Raw genomic sequence first — 18,383 nt, 5'->3', positions numbered from 1 at the left:
GGGAGATCCGGGCGTGCTGTCAGAAGTGTGAACAGGCAGTGGCGCAAAACTGGCGAAAATGCCGACCCGTCCCTTCGCTGGCATGACCCAGATCAGGTTCAAAGGGTTCGGCTCGCGCCATCTCAGTCCTTACAGGACACCCCTCGGTTGGCCCTTGTTATACGATATTCGCTTTTTGATTACAATCCTGTGATGTGACAAGATTAGGTGACGTTGTCACCTTTTTTCAGGCCCGGTAAAGCCCGTGAATGAACCGGCTGCGCCAGGCCCGGTCAGCACAGTGCTGCCGGGCGAGCACGCACAGGGGGATCATTAGCGAAATTCAACCCAGCGGGCGCCGTCATCCGCTGAACGTACGCAGTTTTCCACCCAATGCACGCCGAGCGCACCGGCTTTGGCGTCCGGATACCAGAAATTATCCAACAGGGCGCGGTCATTACGATCGGTGGCGTCCATCGCGATGGCGAAACGGCGGTACAAATTCGACCATGCTTCAAATAAGCCTTCGGGGTGACCGCCGCCAATGCGATCGTCCTGTAAAGCCAACGGGTCGAGATAGGACATCCCGCGTTCGAGAATACGCACCGGCTCGCCCTGAATTTCATAACGCAGCTGATTGGGTTGCTCATCCCACCACTCCAGGCTCGCTTTCTCACCGACGATACGCACTTTCTGGCCGTGCATCGAGCCGCAGTTTACCGCTGAACACCACATTGAACCGATAGCGCCGTTGTCGTACTCCATCAGCACATAGGCGTTATCCTCCAGCGGCGCACGGGTTTTGACAAAGCTCTGGCGAGAGCACATCAGACGCGTGATGGCGAGTTTTGGCGCCATGGTTTCCGCCAGAAACAGCGGGTGAGTGGCTAAGTCACCTAATACATAGCTGGGCCCGACAAATTTCGGATCCACCCGCCAGCGCGTGCTCGGGTTTTCCAGCTCTACCGGCTGCGCGTGGAAACCATGTGCGAACTGCATATTGATGATGCGGATCTCGCCCAGCAATCCCTGCTCAATCATTTGTCGCGCCTGCAAAATCATCTGATGACCGGCGTAGCCGTAAGTCACGCCAATGATTTTGCGTTGTTTTTCGCTAAGCGCTACCAGCGCATCCGCTTCTTCGGCGGTAAAGCACAGCGGTTTTTCACAAACCACATGCAATCCGGCCTCCAGCGCCGCACGGCAAATGGCGTAGTGGGTGTTGTTCGGCGTGGCGATGGAGACCGCTTCGATACCGTCTTCCCGCGTCGCTTCTTCACGAAACAGGGTTTCGTAATCGGCATAGCAGCGTCCGGCTTCCACGCCCAGTTGCTGACCGAATTCACGCCCACGCTCGGCATCAATATCAAATGCGCCCGCTAACAGAGTAAAAGCGCCGTCGCGCAGCGCCGCAGAACGGTGAATATAGCCGATCTGGCTGCTTCCACCGCCGCCAACCATGCCCCAGAGTAACGATCTGCCTACGGGTTTTGTTCCATTAATCATTCTCTTCTCTCCAGATTAAAAGCCAACGGAACGCAGGTAGCGCAGGCTTTCCGTGACGGCCTGTAAGCTGCCTTCAACATTGCGCGGATCGCGCTCTTGCTCAATGGTTATCCAGCCCTGATAGCCGCGTTTTTCCAGAAACGCCCGTACCGCCGGATAATCAATTGCGCCGCTGCCAAGCGGACACATCACCCCTTCAGCGCAGGCGGAGAAGAAGTCGATGCCACGGGAAATCACGCTTTCAAACACGTTCGGATCAACATCTTTGAAGTGCAGGTAGTCAAGGCGGTCAAAATGACGATCCAGCCAGCTGACGGGATCCATTCCAGAGTAATAAAGATGGCCGGTATCGAGACACAGACCGGCGATGTCGTGGGGGATTTGCGTCGCCAGCAGGTCAATCTCATCGGCAAATTCGATACAGCCGCCCGCATGGGGATGAATGACCGGACGGACGCCGTACTCCTGCCATGCCAGTTTGCTGATGATGACAATATGGTTAATCATCTGCTGCCAGTCGGCAGGAGACAGTCGCGGCGCCAGCTCGCTACGCCCGGCATATTGCGCTCGCTGGGGATTACCGAAATCAATGATCACCAGGTAAGGAGGCTGGAAAGGATTACCCGCTGTTTTTTCCGCAACGGGGACCTGCGATAAATTACGGCAAATGTTATGCGTCAGTTCGACGATATTCGGGAAGTTCTCTTCGCTGACCAGATCATCAAAGATCGTCCCGGCAACCAGAGATAACCCTTGTTTATTCAGCGCTGCGCTGAGTTCACTGGCCTGGGTTGGCAGATAGCTCCAGGGCCCTAATTCAATACTTTTATAGCCCGCGGTGGCGGCTTCCTGCAGCACTTTCTTGAAAGGCGGCAGATAAGGATTTTTGGGATCATCGACGCCCCAGCTACACGGCGCGTTGGCAATATGTATGGTCATGACGGATTCCTTTTCAGTGTGCGATGAAAGCGGCATCAGTATTGAATGAATATTTCAAATTCAACAACATCGAATTTTTATTTTTTTGATGTTATTCAAGGTTTATTTTGATGTTCTATTTGATGGTTTTTTATCAAAATGAGGCAGGAGAAGGCGCGCCGAGGAAATGCCCGCGCCATGGCGATCAGAGATTTTCTTTGGTGAGGAGGTCGAACGGCTGCAGGGCGTTGATAAAGGTTGCCTGTGACTGACCGCTGGCCTGGAGAAATGCGTTTATGGTTGCGTCTGCGAGTGCGGGCAGGCGGTGCGTGATCATCAGATCGATAGTGCCATCAATTAACGCCAGTTCGCCATTTTCCACCGGGCCGTGACAAATCAGCATCACCTGATGCTGGCGCTGATGCGCCTGTAGCGCGTCAATAATCCCCTCAACGCCGCCGCAAGGGGCGTAAATCGCCGTCAGGGAAGGGTAATCTCGCAACATGGCATCCGTTACCTGCCGGGCTATATCCGCACGTTCATAGCTGCGTACCGGTTCCAGCACCCGCTCGCCTTTTCCGTGTTCGCGCAGATATGAACGAAAGCTAATTTCGCAACTCTCCTGACAGATAAACCGATTATCACCGATGATGATGCCAATTTCTCCTTCATGGCGACAAAGCCTGTCGATCGCCCAACCGGCGGTGCGGCCCGCTTTTTGATTATCCAGACCGATATAGCCAGTGCGTTGCGCCACAGCCATGTCAGAGAGCAGGGTAAAAACGCGAACGCCTTTATCAATGGCCTGGGTAATCGCGTGGCGGATCAGCGGGTTGTCCAGCGCGACAATGCCGATCACATCCACTTCATCGCTCAGACGGTCGATGGCGGCCACCATGTCATCGATGGCGTTAATATCGTAATGCAGAAAAACGGGAGGCTGCGTCGGGTTATGCCAGGGCATGGCCGCCTGCTCAAGCATCTGCGCCAGTTGATGATAAAATGAGTGTGATTGCTGAAGCAGAATAAACCCCATTCGCAGCGTTACCGCTGACTGACCGCCAGCCTGCCGATAGCGCGATTGTTCCAGCGCGAATCCTAGCCGACGGGCGGCTTCAAGCACTTTACGTTCGGTACTTGCTTTGACGGGGGTACGTTTATTGAGCACCCGGTCAACGGTGGCAATGCCGACTTTGGCATCCCTGGCTATATCTGTCATGGTGACTTTTTTCGCTGACATTGATATTCCCCTCAGAAAATAATGATAAAAATCTATCATTATTTCTTTCGGTAAAAAAGCCCGCAGTCCTGGGTTTAAACAACGCCATCGGACAGTACATCAGACTATGCATATTAGGGGCGTCATTTATCCGGCAACGTTGTTTGTAACCGCTGAGAACAAAAGGTAAACCACCAGTGGTTGCGGCGTTGTTCCTGACTTTTCATCTGTACGGGCATATTTCGCCATGTCTGTCATCGTGATTTCACGGTTCGATATCTTGTCGGTACAGATGGCCTTTCCCGGTTCTGGCTCGCAACCATAGCTCTTCATCAGTCAACGATGTCTGAATCAGTTCAATGGGCACGCCGGCATCATTAATTATTGCGACAAAATAATCATCGATGGGTTCATAAGGCCCAAGCAGTATCTCCTCATCTTTTAGGGCATCGGCAAGACAATCTACTTTAAATGCAACGTGTGGGACCGTTTTGATTAAAGGATGTAACGGAGAGTCGTCCGTAAAACGGTGCCATTGCACCCGGAAGCGCCCGGGATTATCCGTGGTGTACATGCCTGCTTTTTCGCTGAAAATACCCTCTTCCTTACCATCCTGCACGGGAATGCCGAAGTGGTGAAACTCGTATTTCACATTCGCTTTCATCTGTTTTGATTGCCTTATTTAATTGCTTGTCCCTTCGGGGGGCTAAATGGCAAGTGATATGACCCAGGTTGAACAGGCTCAAAGTATAGCGTCAGGCCAGCTATCTTAAAGACGATGTCTGAGGATGGCAATCTGCCCGCTGTACCCGTCATACCCGGTTCCAATGTACGTCAACAACAATTCGGCTCCATACGGGGCCGCATTTTCGCTACAGATGGCATTGCGCAGTCTGCCTGTATGTGACCATTAATGTTTTTGATCAAAACGGTAAACGAGGGCTAAAGCGAGTAACAAGATAAATATGGGAGGCGCGAGAACCACTGCAGGGACATTAAGGGAAAAAAGCAGCCCCAGGTTGAGCACGATCTGATAGGTAATATAGGTGAGCAGGCCCACGATCGCGCCAATAGCTAATCGACTGCCCAGTCCGGGCGCGCGCGGAATGGTAAAAGTAAACGGAATGGCCAACAGAATCATGGACAGAACCAAAATGGGCTGCCCCAGTTTTTTCCATAGCGCGAGACGATATTCGGTGCTCGGCTGCCCTGAATCGTGCAGATAATCAATATAGTGATCCAGTTGCCGGATGGAAAAACTGCCGGGCGGCAGAATGAGCTCATTCAGACGAGCGCCGGAAAAGAGTGAATGCCAGAGCAGGCTGTCGCGCCTTTGAACGGTCTCTCTGTTATCTTGCCAGTTTTTTTGCATCACGTTGTGCAGCAGCCAGATGCCATTGGCCGCGGTGCTGGCCTTTTCCGCGTAAATATAGGACTCAAGCGAGCGATCGGCTTGATAATGAAAGATTTCAATACCCACCGGTTGGCCATTTTTATCAAGGGACTTCACGGTCACAAATTCGTTACCGCGTCGTGCCCATAGCGCGTTGACGGAAGCGTCGTCATCATTCGATTGTGCCAGAGTGCTGTTTTTCATCTGCAGGGCTCGTTGTTGTAGCGGCGATGCCACCCATTCATCGACAGCGCCTAACGAGACATTTATCAACAGCCCGGCGGAGAGCATCACCAGCGCAATGTTGAAGATCGACATACCGGCAGCGCGGATCGCCGTCAATTCCAGACTTTTGGCAAGCTGCCCCAGCCCGACGATCCCCCCGAGCAGCGCGATAAAGGGCCCCAAATCCACAAGAGTGCGGGGCAGCGTCATGACGGTCACATACAGCGCCTGGGTCCAGCGATAACCGTCAGGCGTGACGTCCTCAAGTTCATTGATCAGCGTAAAGGTGGTAAACAGCGGCAGAAGCAGGCCAGCGGCGGCGGCGAACCCGATGAACACGTTACGGATCAGATAGCGGCTAAAAATCGTCATCGGGATATTTTCCTCGGCAGGGATACATCGCGCGCGAGCAGCGCGCCCATACCGAGCGCCATCACCAGCGGAACCAGCCAGATGCCGGGGACCACCGGCAGGCTACCGTTAGCCACCAGTGTGCGACAAATGTTCCCGCCGTAGAAAATCACGGTAAACATGAGGGTGAGGGGAAGCAGCGTGGCGTAGCGGCCTTGTCGTGGTCTGGTGCGGCTCAAAGGGATCGCCAGCAGTACCATCAGCACTGTTATCAGCCCGCGGCTCTCCCGCCATTGCAGTTCCGCTGTGTCGGCCGGATCGACGGAGTGCGCCAATGCGGTCAGGGAGGCCGATTTATGCCTGAACTCAGGATCGGGGATGAGCGGCTTCAGCGCAATATCGTAGCTGACGTAATTCTGCGCATTGTCATCGCGCCCCTGGCGATCCAGTACATAGGCGGAGCCCGTTTTCAGCCGAACGACGGGGTTACCGGGGGAGGCGTCGATCACCTCAACCGAGTGCGCACGGTACAGGTGCGTATGACTGGCGGAGCGCAGGTATATCAGGGCTTCAGTCAGACGGCTGGCTGTTTTGTCAATCTCGCTGGCGAGGATCATGCGGCCATTGCCGCTAACGTTGAATTTGTTAGCCTGCAAATGGCTGACATCCAGCATCGATTGTGACTCTTGCTGCAGCTGATAAATATTGGCGTAAGCCCAGGGGCGACCATACATTGAGAGCAGCGTGACCCCTGTCGCCAGCGGAATGGCAAGTATCAGAATCGCTTTGTACAGCCGTAGCGGACTGGCGCCTGATGCCTGCATGGCGGTAATTTCCGCATCGCTGTAGAGCTGGCTCAGCGCGACCGCCACGGAGACGTACAGGGCCACGGGCAGTATCATCTCTAATGCAATCAATGCCTTATAAAAAACCACATCGGCGACGACCCGCAGCGCCAGGGTACCATTGGCGGCATCGGTAAGATAGCGCTGGGCGGAGTAACTGGCAAACATGAAGATGAGAAAACCGGCGATCATTATCACCAGTCGACGAATCTCAACCATGATGTAACGTTCAATCAGCGACATGCGTCACGGGCTCCCGGCGATTGTCTCATGTGGCTTATCACGGTCAATCAGCCTGCGCAGCAGGGCGATGACCTGATCAACTTCATCCGGCGTCAGCGCGCCGTCTTTCGCCCACTGCACGCGACCGGCCTTATCCAGGACGATGATGGTGGAGCTCTCCTCCGGGAGTTGCCAGGCCTTGCGCCCAAGACCATCGCTATCGACGATAAATTGTGCCCACGGGTAATGCCGTTTATTTTTCTCGATTTTTCCTCGAACAAAAAAGCCGGAACCCGGTATGGCATCGTCGGTGTTGACGATAGTGGTAGGCTGGAAGCGGTCGTCGGGAAGATTCGCTTCCTTGATGGCGGCGATCAGCAGCGAATTTTTCTTTTTGGCGGACGTGCGGCCCGCGATGTACTGGATGACGCGCACCTTGCCCGCCAATTGCGCGCTTCGCCACGGCCTGTAGCTGAAATGGCCCTGACTCAGCAGAAGCTCACCGCGATCGTCAATCGCGATCGGCGCGACCGGTTCGCCATGAATGAAATTATGCGCTGATGCCATCAGCGGAGACAGTAGCAGAACAATGGTCAGCACTCTACGTAACGTCATCATGCCTCCGGGGAATAGCCATTGTTATCTGTCCGCGATTATCGCGGGCGCCGAAAGTGACAGGGGAAACCGGTCAAGAAGTTGTTCCAGCCGCTGGCGGATATCGATATCCAACAGCGCGGGTTGGTCGTAACCATTCCCGCCGGCCAGCTTATCCGCCACCATCACATCATGGCGATCGCCCATTAACCCGTTAATTGCGGCCAGAAAACGCGAGATCTGTCGGGCCTCCCGATTATCCGGGTCGATTGAACGCAGCGTGTCGTAAAAAGAGACTTGTCGACTGATGATTTTTCGCACGTCATGAAACTGCTTGCCAGTGAGTTTCTGGCTGGCGATTAACAACCGTAGCAGCCGCATCTGTTGCAGACGGTAGGCGATAAACCCATTCTCGGTTTCCAGCCGCGTATGGCGCAGTCTGTAACGCACGCACGACCAGACCGGTTTGCTGAGAAGCAGCCGCAACTGATTGCCATAAAACCGCATGTTTTTCCGGTTGCCGTTACGAAACGCATCCTGAAAATGGCCGAGCACCACCGTCGTGCTGTGAAACAGACGGTTGGCACGATGCTGTACACTGTAAAGCTGCAGGGCAAAACGTAAATGCTTATAGCGTGCGCGAATATATTTGTAGCGCATACGGGTTGCCTCCGATTGCGGAGCTTTCAGGAAGCTATTCACCAGTTGCAACAGTTCCTGACGGGAAAACCCGTCCTCCCAGAACTGCAGGCACAGCGCGTAGTTGTCACGAATGCTCTCAGGGGAACATTGCAGCTCAATATGTTGCGGCAGGCTGATTTGAGCCTCAACCAGATCGTCTTCTTCCACTGCGACAAATAGCGCCTGCGTGGTTTCAGCGGAGAATTTTTTCCAGGTATTATTCGCGGTCATGACTTTACTCTCTGGGCACATTCAGCCCTAACATATAGCGATTGCGATAGGCACTGATCGTCGGTATCAGGGATAACAGAACGTCTAAACATTGCCCTAGTAAATAAGCGAAGGCGGAGCCCTGCACGCCGAAGGCGTACGACATTGTCAGGAGTAGCGTAATGTAGGACGCCGCGGAAATAGCCTGCACGATGAGGAAAGCGCGCTGCTTGCCTGCCATGAACAGTAAAGATTCTTGCGGGAAGCCGATCATTGAAACGATGATCGCCCCCAACATGATTTGAATGAGATCATAGGCTTCCAGATACTGATGACCGAAAACCGCGGCGATTAGCGGCTGACCCACCAGGATGACCAGCAGCGCGACGGCGATGCCAATACCGCCAGCCAGCAGCGCGGAGCGCAGTCCCAGCAGCCACGGCTTCGTTGTACGGGGATCAAGGCGCATGATTTCCGGGTAGAAACTTTTCTCCAGAAGTTTCGCCGGAGTACCTGTCGCATCGAAGAAGGTCATCGCAATTTTAAACAGCCCGGCGGCGGCGGGCCCCAGCACCACACCAACCAGCACGGTGGTACATGAGTTCCGCGCAGCCCAAATGGTATGGGCAATATTGGTCGTCCAGACAAAATTCCACGCGCCATGAATGCGACGCGCGGTATTGAACAGGCGTGGTTTCAGCGCGCCGTGGATCTGCCGACGGCGCAGCTCACGCGCGGTGAACCACCAGAATAACGTGCCGCCGACGAGATTAGAGGCGTACCAGGTGATGATGAACCCAGGAAACCCCAGATCCAGGTAATATGAGATGACGCTCCCAACGGCCTGCAGGAAAGGCTTAATGGCCTGCTGCACGGCGATTAAATCGAAGCGATTAAAGGCGCGCAGCACTCCTGTTGGGGTCGATGATGTCATTGAGGGAATGAGGGTACAGTACAGCATGGCGAGCCAGAAACTTTGCGTATTCAGCCCGAGGGAGTGGGCCAAAAAAGGCAGCAGCAGCATCCCGCCCAGTATGGCGACGGCGCCGCTCGCAATATCCAGACCGAATGAAAAGGCGATGACGTCGCGGAAGCGTCGGGTGTTTTGCTGCTCCAGAGCCGGCGTGCCGAATTGAACGACAAATTGCCATGTCTGAAATTTGATAAAGTCACTCACCGCTTTTGTATAAGCCTGAATCACGACCAGCACGCCGAACATGTCGGGCGACATGCCTTTACCGGCACACGACAGCGCCAGTAACCCGAGCAGCGCGCTGGCCACACTACCGGAACCTAAATATGCGGCGTTACGTAGAATGGAGCGAAAAGCGCCGTCGGAAAACCACCGTTTCATGACAAAAACCAGCCGTTAGGGTTATTTTCTCGTCTCTTGCGCTGCCTGATCATAATATTTCTCTGCATCTGTTTAACCACCAGAATCGGCGTTTCCCCGGCCATCGACTTTTCTACCGTTGCACGACATCGCTACTGATAAGCGCGGCTCATTCGCGGGGTGGGAAATGCGATAGCGGATATGGCATTGAGCGCGTTGTTCAGCACGTCATCGTAGGGTGCTCTGGCGTCCAGTTCGATAATGCGTGAACCGTTGTATTGCAGGCGCACCATGGTGGCAATTTTGTCTTTCAGCTCTTCATAACTGTGATCCGGCTTGCGTGCAAAAGCCGTATCGACGTCAATATTAAGACGAATGATCAGTTCTGGCCGGTACTGGGCCATACGTTGATATAAACGGCGTTCGCGTGCCGCCAGCCGCGTCAGCAGCCAGCCTTTTGCACGCTCCACGCCAATGCCGGGCCCATCGTAATAAAAGCCGGAAATCTCTGCTTGCGGGTAGCGATCGCTGATCACCAGCACGCCGCTCTGCGCCAGCCGGCATACTTTCCGCAGATTAGATGCGCGCCACAGTGAAAATCCGTACATGATCAACGCAGCCCAGAGCGCGGGCGGCTTATTACTCATCCGTTGGGTTTTATCGGATTTAGCCGCCAGGCGCCGCTCCAGCCAGACGCCGATGAAAGGCAGACGCTTGATTTTGTCGCCATCCTCGCCGGATATCAGCCCTAAATAACGCCGCTCTGTTGTGCAATATTGTCGCAGGCTATTGACCAGATCGGCGGTCAGCGTGGACTTTCCTGTACCATCGCTGCCCACCACGGCAATAAGCCCGGTGATACAGGCGGAAGACGAGTCCGGGGGAAAGGGGCGTTTATTTTTTTTCATCTGTTTCAGTACGAAAAAGTTATTTGTCAGCTACACACTGGCGGCTATCAATGAAATTTGAATTGCACGCAGTGCTTCATTAAAAATTTTATTCGCTGGTTCACGACCGTCTAAATCCAGTATTTTTGCGCCATTAAAAGTCAGGTGCGGGATAACGGCGATCTTTTCACGCAAGGCTGACAGTGGATGGTCGGGTTTGCGTGAATACGCCGTTTGTTCATCGATATCCAGACGAATTAATAATAAAGGCAAGTGAGAGGCCATCCACTGGTACAGGCGTCGCTCGCGCTTTCTTAACCAGCTAACCCAGCGGTTACCGCCGACCGTTTTTGCCAGTTGCGGGCCATCGAACCGAAACCCGGCAACTTCCGCCTGCGGATAACGGTCGGTGATCAGCAATATACCCCGGCGACTTTTTGTTAACATGCGGCGAAATTTATAAACGCGCCAATATGAGAGTAAAAAAATCACCAGCGCCGTTGCGTTGTCCGGCGGTGTGGAAGGACATTCATGCACGCGTCTGGATTTCGCCAACAAATAACGGGAGAACGGCGCACCAATAATGTGCAGGGAAGCGATCCATTCGCCAATACGCCCGGACGACTGACCAAGATAAAGTTGTTCCGTCGGTCTTTGTGCCGATAAAGCGCGGGCCAGACTGGCGGCTAAGGTTGATTTTCCTGAGCCGTCACAGCCCGTTATCGCAATTACGCGCAAGGGCGTATGATGAGATCCCGATCTTATTTGCTGACTCACAATAATTGATCCAATGCGAAAAAAACCATTGTATTCCAATCCACATTGGGTTCAAGATATTTATTGTTGTCTGCCACGATAACAATACGCCTTTTATTTCCTCTCGTTATTCCCGGTTGATATCTGGAGTAAGCTTTCTTGTTATTTTGTGCTAATTATTTGCGAAGAGGGGGATTTCGCTTTTTATGTTAATTATCGGCGTACCAGATGGGTGACGAAAGCAGATATTTTCAATAATAGTTTAATTTTTTGTGCTATTTGGTGCGACGTCGTAATGTTGCCCCGCGAACCAAATCTCTGGCGACGTAAGCGTTGTTTCGCATCAACAGTGGCACACCGTTTTCGTTTATTTGGCATAGGATCATATTATGAGTACAAAATTTCCGCCGCTGATCGCGGTAATTGGCTGTGACGGTTCGGGTAAGTCCACCGTGTGTGAACATGTGATCGGCTATATGAGAAGATATGGGCCGGCGGTCAGGGTTCATCTGGGAAAACAGGCGGGGAATGTCGGGCGTGCTGCATCCCGGCTTCCTCTGTTGGGAAGTCTGGTTGGCAAGGAGATCGCGCGCAATAGTAAAAAAGTCAAAATGGCAAAATCGAATCCTGGTTTGCTGCCGTCGCTGGTGATTAGCATTTTCGTGGTGCGCCGGTTGCTGCGCTTTCGTCGGATGCTGGCGTTTCGTCGGCAAGGATTTATTGTGTTGACCGACCGTTTTCCGCAGGCGCAGATCCCCGGCGCCTACGACGGCACGGTATTCCCGTTAAACGTTGAAGGGAGCCGCCTTATCAGATGGCTGGCAGACCGCGAACGGGCGGCGTTTCAGTGGATGGCGGGGCATCATCCGGATTTAGTCATTAAGCTGAATGTTGACCTGGAAGTGGCCTGCGCACGTAAGCCCGATCATCGTAAAGCGTCGCTGGAGAAAAAAATCTCCGTCACGCCGCTGTTGACTTTTGACGGTGCAGATATCGTAAATATCGATGCTAATCAGCCGATTGAACAGGTGATCGCGATGACGGAAAAAGCCATCGCCGAATTTATGGCGACGCAAGGGTATGGTTATTCGGCTGATGAGACATCTGCCGTTATGCATTAATGGTTTTACTCAAGGGCGGCGATGGCATTTCAGGCATCGCCGCCGGGGTAGCGGAGGGGATTACTGTTTCAGTACCGCAAAGGCATGGATGATCGCGTCGATATCTTCATCGCTGTGTGCGGCATTGACGCTGCAGCGCAGCAGGGTCATCTCCGCCGGGGCAGCAGGCGGTAAAACCAGATTGACATACACGCCCCTGTCAATCAGATCGCGCCAGAAGCGCAGACCCTCTTCTTTAGAACCGATTATCACCGGAACGACCGGGCTGATGCGCGGCCCCAGCGTATATCCCAGCGCGACGAGCCCCCGGTACAGGCGCTGCGCGTTGCTCCACAGTTTTTCCCGCAATTCGGGATGATGCGCAATTTTTCGCAGCGTCGAACGTACCGATGCGATGCTGGAGGGCGACGGCGAGGCGGTAAAAATATACGGGCGACTGCTGTAGCGCAACACCTCCATCTCCTTGCCGCCGACGGCGAAACCGCCGATAGAAGCCAGGCTTTTGCTGAACGTCCCGACAATAATGTCAACATCCTGTTCAACGCCCAGCGCTTCAGCCAGGCCGCGGCCGTTAGCCCCCATCACGCCAAATGAGTGCGCCTCATCTACCAGCAGATAACCGCCTAAGCGTCGCTTAATTTCGACAATTTCTACCAGCGGCGCGACATCGCCCAGCATACTGTAGATGCCTTCAACAATAATGAGCGCCTCGCGGGCGCGTTCGCCCAGGCGCAGCATGCGGCGGCCCAGATCCTCGGCGTCATTGTGGCGGAAGCGAATAATCTCCGCGCCCCCGAGTGCGCAGGCGTCGTAAATGCTGGCGTGGCTGTCCGCATCGATCAGCACCACCGAACCCGGTCCCGCCAGCGTGCTGATGACGCCGAGATTTGCGGTATAGCCGGTGGAAAAGACGATCGCGCAGGGGCGATCGAAGAAATCAGCCAGTTCCTGCTCTAACATCAGGTGCGAACCGTAGCTGCCGTTCGCCATGCGGGAGCCGGTGGTGCCGGTGCCCAGTGCGGCCATTGCCGCCTGGCCTTCGGCGATGGCCTGGGCGTCGAAGGTCAGGCCGAGGTAGTTATTGGTGCCTGCGAGGATAATCTGACGATCGCCGATGCGTCCGCGGGTCGCCGAATAGACTTCATCAATGCAGGTGCCGAACGGATTGAGGCCGGAAGTTTGAAACTGTACACGATCGTTGGCGAGTCGTGAAAATTTGTCATAAAGTCCCATGGCTTTTCTCCAGATAAGGGCGCAGCGCGTCAAGCAATTGCTCTGGCGTTCTGACATCAAGCAATATATTGATAGGAATGGAGATATCTAATTTATCTTCCAGCATCATCAGCAGATTCAATACTCTGATGGATTCCAGTCCAAGATCATTGACGAGATCGCTATCAGGTTTTATTTCCAATCCGCCTTCGACGATACTTTGTAAACACGTCAGGATATAATCCATCACAGCATCGCGATTTAGCATAAGAATGTTGACACACCTCTGTTGGGAATCATTAAAACAGTCCTTCGCGCAGCGCGCGCGCCAGGCTCACCTGTGGGTACCAGCTAATATGTTGTGACAGACGTTGGTTGCTGGCGGACCAGTCGCGATGGGTTAATTCATGTATTTTGCTGTGCGTCAGCATCGGCTCCTGTTTTGTCATCCGGCACCACAGCAGACTGATTTCCGCTATGCACGTCAGCAGCGGCAGCGGAATGGGCAGCAGATGCACTGGGCCCTGACGCACCGCGGCGCCAATATCCCGCAGACGCCGCCAGGTATAGCCTTCGGCAGCGCCGTCACACAGTTCGTAAATATTCGGCTGCGCCGGACTGACCAACAACCATTGACTGACCGCTGTCGCTAAATCGCTGACGTGCAGAAAGGAGAGTTTCGCCTCCGGCGCCCCCAGACGAGGAAGTACGCCGCGCAAAAGCGCGTTGAACAGCGGTTTAAGCTCTTTATCGCCCGGCCCGTAAACCGCGGTCGGGCGGAAAATTCCCAACGTCACCCCTGACGCGGCGGCCGTTAATTGCTGTTCGGCAATATATTTGGAATGCGCGTACCAGGAGAGCGCCGGGTAGCGGGCGGCCAGAGAGGAGATGAACAAGAAACGTCTGCAACGGCTGCTTTGCCGGACAGCCTGCATCAGGCACAGGCTGCCGGTGACGTTGCAGCGTGTGAATACCGCTTCTGCGTGTCCGCGTACCTGACCGGCACAGTGAACCACGGCATCCGCGCCGTAAACCAGTTCGGCAAGGGATGGTTGATCTTCCAGCGCGCCGGGCACCCAGGTCAGATTGTTGACGGCAACGTTTCCTGCGCGCCGGGTCAGGGCGCGCACGGTAAACCCTTGCGCCAGCAGTGCGTGGACGATATGGCGGCCGATAAAACCGGTCGCCCCCGTGACGGCGACGGTTCCTGTCATTGGGCGAAACCCGCCAGGTGCTGCCGTTGCGGATAGAGCGAAGCGCTTAGCCAGCGTTTTTTCGCTTCGGCACGGGCCGGTTTTCCCGATGAGGTGCGCGGAATACTGTGCGGCGGCAGCAACTCGATATTTACCGTAATACCGAACTCGCTCTGAATACGCGCGCTCAGTGAGTGGATGATTTGCGCCCGGCGCGTTTCCTCGCTGATTCGGCACTGGATTTGCAAAATCACCCGTGCCGCTTCACCGTGCTCTTCAGTGACGAAGGCGATCGCGTCTCCGGGACGGATTTCCGGTTCCGACTCCGCAACGTATTCAATGTCCTGCGGCCAGATATTTCGCCCGCGAATGATGATCAGATCTTTTTTGCGCCCGGTGACATACAGATAACCATCCAGCAAGTAACCGAGGTCGCCGGTATCCATCCAGCCGGTGACCTGAATCTGCTGCTGGGATTCATCATCGCAGAAATAGCCGTTCATCAGGCTGGGACCGGAAATGTAGATATGGCCGACATGGCGTTCAGGCAACAGTTGCCCGCTTTCACTGCGGATCTCAATACGATGACCGGGCAGCGCTTTGCCGCAGTTGACGAACGTTGAGATTGCGCGCGTTTTTTTACCGGGCGCGAGCGCTTTGCCCTCATATTCCAGAATATCGCGGTCGACGGTATTGGTTTGCGGGCCGGCCGATTTGTCGGAAAAGCTGACCGCGAGCGTATTCTCCGCCAGACCATAGCAGGGCATGAATGCCTTGCTGTCGAAGCGAAAGTGACGGAAGTGCTCGCCAAACTGGCTCAGCAATTCGGCCGGAATCGGCTCGGCGCCTACGCCCGCGACGCGCCAGCTGGAAAGATCCAGATCGGCAAGTTCTTTGGCGTTGCTGCGGCGCAAGCACAAATCGTAGCCGAACGGCGGCGCGACACTCACGGTGCCGCGATTTTTGGCGATCAGTTTTAACCATTGCATCGGGCGCATAGCAAAATCTTGCGTGCGCAGATAGTCGACGGACAACTGAGTCGCAACCGGCGTCAGCAGGAAACCCACCAGCCCCATATCGTGATAGAAAGGGAGCCAGGAAACACAGCGATCCCCCGCACGCAGCTTGATGCCGTGGCGGCTGATCGCCCCCAGATTCGCCATCACCGCCCGCTGGGTAATGATGACGCCGCGCGGAAAGCGGGTGCTGCCTGAGGTGTACTGCAGATAAGCGATATCGTCAGGCGAGGCTGCCGGTAGTGCGATGGCCGGTTCGGGCAGCGTATTGAAATCGGCGTAGCTGAGAATATGCGCAGAGGAGCTTTCCGCCGCGGCGGAGGCGATCAGCGGCTTCCACTCCTCGCTGCTGATAATCGCAGAGGGGTTGCAGCTGGCGATCAGTTCCTGCAGCCTGGCGGTGTAGGAATCGCGCTGACCAAGCCCCATGGGGATCGCCAGCGGTACCGCCACGAACCCCGCATACTGGCATGCAAAGAAGGCTTCTACGAATCCCGCGCTGGTTTCCGCGAGCAGCGCAATGCGATCGCCTTTCTTAAGGTTCAGCGAGAGTAAACGCCGCGCGCCCGATATTGCGCGTTGTTTCAACGTACTGTATTCAAGAACGGCCACCAGTTGATTACGACGGTCATAAAAATTCATTCCCGTTTTGCCGCGCGCCGCATAATCTAACGCATCCACTAAAGTAGGAAAATCCGCATAACGCATGGGAAGAGAATGAACGGAACTTGTTTCAGACATAGACAAACATCGCCATAGAGTAAGATCGCCAAAAGAGCCAACACGACGCCTGGCGAGGGATTTGATATTTTTACTATGAACAGGTATTGAATAAGTTTGTTATTCAACCATCTTCATTCCACAAACAACGTATATTGGCGTGCATAATTCGCCCGCCGGTTATTCTCCGGAGAAAACCGGCGACAACCGCGTTATTAACCTTAGGTGGCGCCTTAAAATATGCAGAGCGCATTGTAATAACCGAATATCGCCGTTCCTTAGGTCTGTATCTGTAGGGCAGGAAATAACGACTAACTCATATAGTCTGACCTCGTGCATAACAATCTGTACCCGGCATTTTTCAGGCTGCAGATGCACCGGTGTACGTCTTCGTGGAGCTGGCGCAGCGCGAAACGGTTAACCGTCTTGCCTTGTAGCGTGAATAATATAGGGTAAAAAAACGTAAACAAACCATAAACAGTATGCCGTTAGAAATTCAAAAGTGAATGGCTCATTTAACCTGAGCATTAAAAAAAGCATTAAGTGGTAAAAAATACAATGCTGCTCGTTATTAAAGTCGATAACCAGAAAAGGTAATTTTTTTATAAAAAAGCACGAAATAATAAAAAAAGCTCAAAATGGTAAAAAAGGCACTAAATAACAAAAATAGCGCTAAATAATAAACCATCACCTTCATTGCAAGCGGTTTTGAATGCGCCAACGCAATCGGGCCGTCATTTTGTTCGGGAGGTCATACATCATCAAATAAATAAAGAGTGCGTAAAAATGCTAACGGTGCTGTCGGGCCATTATTTAATTATGTTGTTAAAAATCTAAGGCTATTTATGATCCGTGTTGAGAAAATTTCGCATAAGCGCAATCTTAAAGAATTTATTGCTTTCCCTTCGTTACTGTTCCGTGATGATCCAAACTGGATCGCACCGCTGTATCTGGAGCGTGAAGAGCATTTGTCCACAAAGAATCCCGGCACCGAACATATAGAATGGCAGGCGTGGGTCGCTAAAAAACAGGGGAACGTGGTCGGTCGCATTACCGCACAAATTGATACGCTGCACCGCGCGATTCACGGAAACGATACTGGCCACTTTGGCATGATTGACGCCGTTGATGATGCCGCCGTTTTTAGTTCGCTCTTTACGGCGGCGGAAGCGTGGCTGAGATCGAAAGGCGCGCATAACATCACCGGCCCATTCAGCCTTAATATCAATCAGGAGAGCGGCCTGCTGGTTGAGGGGTTTGATACTCCGCCATCGGCCCTGATGACCTACGCTAAACCCTATTATGCCGACAGGATAGCGCAGCAGGGGTATACGAAAGGAATCGATTTACTGGCCTATTGGATGAAGCGAACCGACCTGCATTTTTCACCTTCGTTAACCCGGATGATGGAGCAGGTACGCAAAAAAGTGACCATTCGTCATCTTAATCGCAAGCGCTTTCGCGAGGAGATGCAGGTGCTACGGGAGATATTTAATTCCGGCTGGCAGCATAACTGGGGGTTTGTCCCGTTTACTGAGCACGAATTTGCCACGATGGGCGATCAACTTAAGTATCTGGTTTCTGAAGATATGATCCACATCGCCGAAGTGGAGGGGGAGCCCTGCGCTTTCATCGTGGGGCTGCCGAATATTAATGAAGCCATCGCCGATCTGCAGGGACGTTTAATGCCGTTTGGCTGGGCTAAATTATTGTGGCGTCTGAAAGTCAGCGGCGTGCGCACGGCAAGAGTGCCTTTGATGGGCGTTCGTCAGGAATATCAGTTCAGTCGGATCGGGCCGGTGATCGCGCTGTTGCTGATTGAGAGGCTGCGCGATCCCTTTGCCAGGCATCATATTGATGCGCTGGAAATGTCGTGGATATTAGAGTCCAATACCGGCATGCGAACCATTTTAGAGCGAATCGGCGCGGTCCCGTATAAACGCTACCGCTTATACGAAAAAACAATTTAATTTGCGGATGAAGGCATCTGTGTGTTTTCCGG

The 18,383-nt window shown here is 53.7% G+C and carries 17 protein-coding genes and 1 riboswitch; of the genes, 2 read left to right on the top strand and 15 right to left on the bottom strand.

From position 1 onward, the window contains the following. Window positions 1-52: 52 nt before the first annotated feature. Window positions 53-154, bottom strand: a riboswitch (TPP riboswitch). Window positions 155-312: 158 nt separating this feature from the next. The 11 genes from FE839_RS19125 to FE839_RS19075 form a co-directional block, all read right to left on the bottom strand. Continuing rightward, complete coding sequence (locus tag FE839_RS19125) at window positions 313-1,485, bottom strand: Gfo/Idh/MocA family protein (protein WP_138362352.1); 1,173 nt, start codon at window positions 1,483-1,485, stop codon at window positions 313-315. A gap of 15 nt (window positions 1,486-1,500) precedes the next feature. Further along, on the bottom strand, window positions 1,501-2,424 hold the full coding sequence (locus FE839_RS19120; RefSeq protein WP_138362351.1) for a TIM barrel protein: 924 nt from the start codon (window positions 2,422-2,424) through the stop codon (window positions 1,501-1,503). Window positions 2,425-2,608: 184 nt separating this feature from the next. Beyond that, the gene (locus tag FE839_RS19115; RefSeq protein WP_138362350.1) at window positions 2,609-3,643 is read right to left on the bottom strand and encodes a LacI family DNA-binding transcriptional regulator; all 1,035 of its coding nucleotides are present in this window, start codon (window positions 3,641-3,643) and stop codon (window positions 2,609-2,611) included. A gap of 244 nt (window positions 3,644-3,887) precedes the next feature. Beyond that, a complete protein-coding gene (locus FE839_RS19110) occupies window positions 3,888-4,286 on the bottom strand; it encodes a hypothetical protein (protein ID WP_138362349.1) in 399 nt (132 codons plus the stop codon). Window positions 4,287-4,532: 246 nt separating this feature from the next. Further along, on the bottom strand, window positions 4,533-5,612 hold the full coding sequence (lptG, locus tag FE839_RS19105) for an LPS export ABC transporter permease LptG (RefSeq protein ID WP_138362348.1): 1,080 nt from the start codon (window positions 5,610-5,612) through the stop codon (window positions 4,533-4,535). Continuing rightward, a complete protein-coding gene (gene lptF / locus FE839_RS19100; protein WP_138362347.1) occupies window positions 5,609-6,679 on the bottom strand; it encodes an LPS export ABC transporter permease LptF in 1,071 nt (356 codons plus the stop codon). Before lptF ends, lptG begins: the two co-directional genes overlap by 4 nt. Before the next feature lie 3 nt (window positions 6,680-6,682). Then, on the bottom strand, window positions 6,683-7,273 hold the full coding sequence (locus FE839_RS19095; RefSeq protein ID WP_138362399.1) for a YtfJ family protein: 591 nt from the start codon (window positions 7,271-7,273) through the stop codon (window positions 6,683-6,685). A gap of 24 nt (window positions 7,274-7,297) precedes the next feature. Continuing rightward, entirely contained in the window at window positions 7,298-8,164 is an 867-nt protein-coding gene (locus FE839_RS19090) for a hypothetical protein (RefSeq protein WP_138362346.1), read from the bottom strand. 4 nt (window positions 8,165-8,168) lie between these two features. Then, complete coding sequence (locus FE839_RS19085) at window positions 8,169-9,497, bottom strand: lipopolysaccharide biosynthesis protein (protein ID WP_138362345.1); 1,329 nt, start codon at window positions 9,495-9,497, stop codon at window positions 8,169-8,171. Between the two features lie 131 nt (window positions 9,498-9,628). Then, entirely contained in the window at window positions 9,629-10,384 is a 756-nt protein-coding gene (locus tag FE839_RS19080; protein ID WP_138362344.1) for a nucleoside/nucleotide kinase family protein, read from the bottom strand. A 30-nt stretch (window positions 10,385-10,414) separates the two neighbouring features. Beyond that, complete coding sequence (locus FE839_RS19075; protein WP_138362343.1) at window positions 10,415-11,101, bottom strand: nucleoside/nucleotide kinase family protein; 687 nt, start codon at window positions 11,099-11,101, stop codon at window positions 10,415-10,417. Window positions 11,102-11,508: 407 nt separating this feature from the next. Between FE839_RS19075 and FE839_RS19070 the strand changes: the two genes are divergently transcribed. Continuing rightward, window positions 11,509-12,240 carry a dTMP kinase gene (locus FE839_RS19070; RefSeq protein ID WP_138362342.1) on the top strand — a complete coding sequence of 244 codons (732 nt, stop codon included), beginning with the start codon at window positions 11,509-11,511 and terminating at the stop codon, window positions 12,238-12,240. Window positions 12,241-12,300: 60 nt separating this feature from the next. Here FE839_RS19070 and spt read toward each other — a convergent pair whose 3' ends face one another. Genes spt through FE839_RS19050 form a run of 4 tightly spaced genes read right to left on the bottom strand, consistent with a single transcriptional unit; the run spans window position 12,301 to window position 16,402 of the window. Further along, window positions 12,301-13,473, bottom strand: a complete 1,173-nt coding sequence (gene spt, locus FE839_RS19065; RefSeq protein WP_138362341.1) for a serine palmitoyltransferase — start codon at window positions 13,471-13,473, stop codon at window positions 12,301-12,303. Continuing rightward, a complete protein-coding gene (locus FE839_RS19060; protein WP_138362340.1) occupies window positions 13,460-13,720 on the bottom strand; it encodes an acyl carrier protein in 261 nt (86 codons plus the stop codon). The genes spt and FE839_RS19060 overlap by 14 nt, the downstream gene beginning before the upstream one ends. A gap of 31 nt (window positions 13,721-13,751) precedes the next feature. After that, the gene (locus tag FE839_RS19055) at window positions 13,752-14,666 is read right to left on the bottom strand and encodes an NAD-dependent epimerase/dehydratase family protein (RefSeq protein WP_138362339.1); all 915 of its coding nucleotides are present in this window, start codon (window positions 14,664-14,666) and stop codon (window positions 13,752-13,754) included. Beyond that, window positions 14,663-16,402 carry a fatty acyl-AMP ligase gene (locus FE839_RS19050; RefSeq protein WP_138362338.1) on the bottom strand — a complete coding sequence of 580 codons (1,740 nt, stop codon included), beginning with the start codon at window positions 16,400-16,402 and terminating at the stop codon, window positions 14,663-14,665. Before FE839_RS19050 ends, FE839_RS19055 begins: the two co-directional genes overlap by 4 nt. A gap of 824 nt (window positions 16,403-17,226) precedes the next feature. Between FE839_RS19050 and FE839_RS19045 the strand changes: the two genes are divergently transcribed. Beyond that, window positions 17,227-18,351 (top strand): N-acetyltransferase, encoded by a 1,125-nt coding sequence (locus FE839_RS19045; protein ID WP_138362337.1) that lies wholly within the window; start codon window positions 17,227-17,229, stop codon window positions 18,349-18,351. The last annotated feature ends 32 nt before the right edge of the window (window positions 18,352-18,383 follow it).

This window comes from Klebsiella indica (assembly GCF_005860775.1).
Classification (GTDB): domain Bacteria; phylum Pseudomonadota; class Gammaproteobacteria; order Enterobacterales; family Enterobacteriaceae; genus Klebsiella; species Klebsiella indica.
Note: the sequence above shows the minus strand (reverse complement) of the source record. Positions and strands in the feature narration are given on the sequence as shown.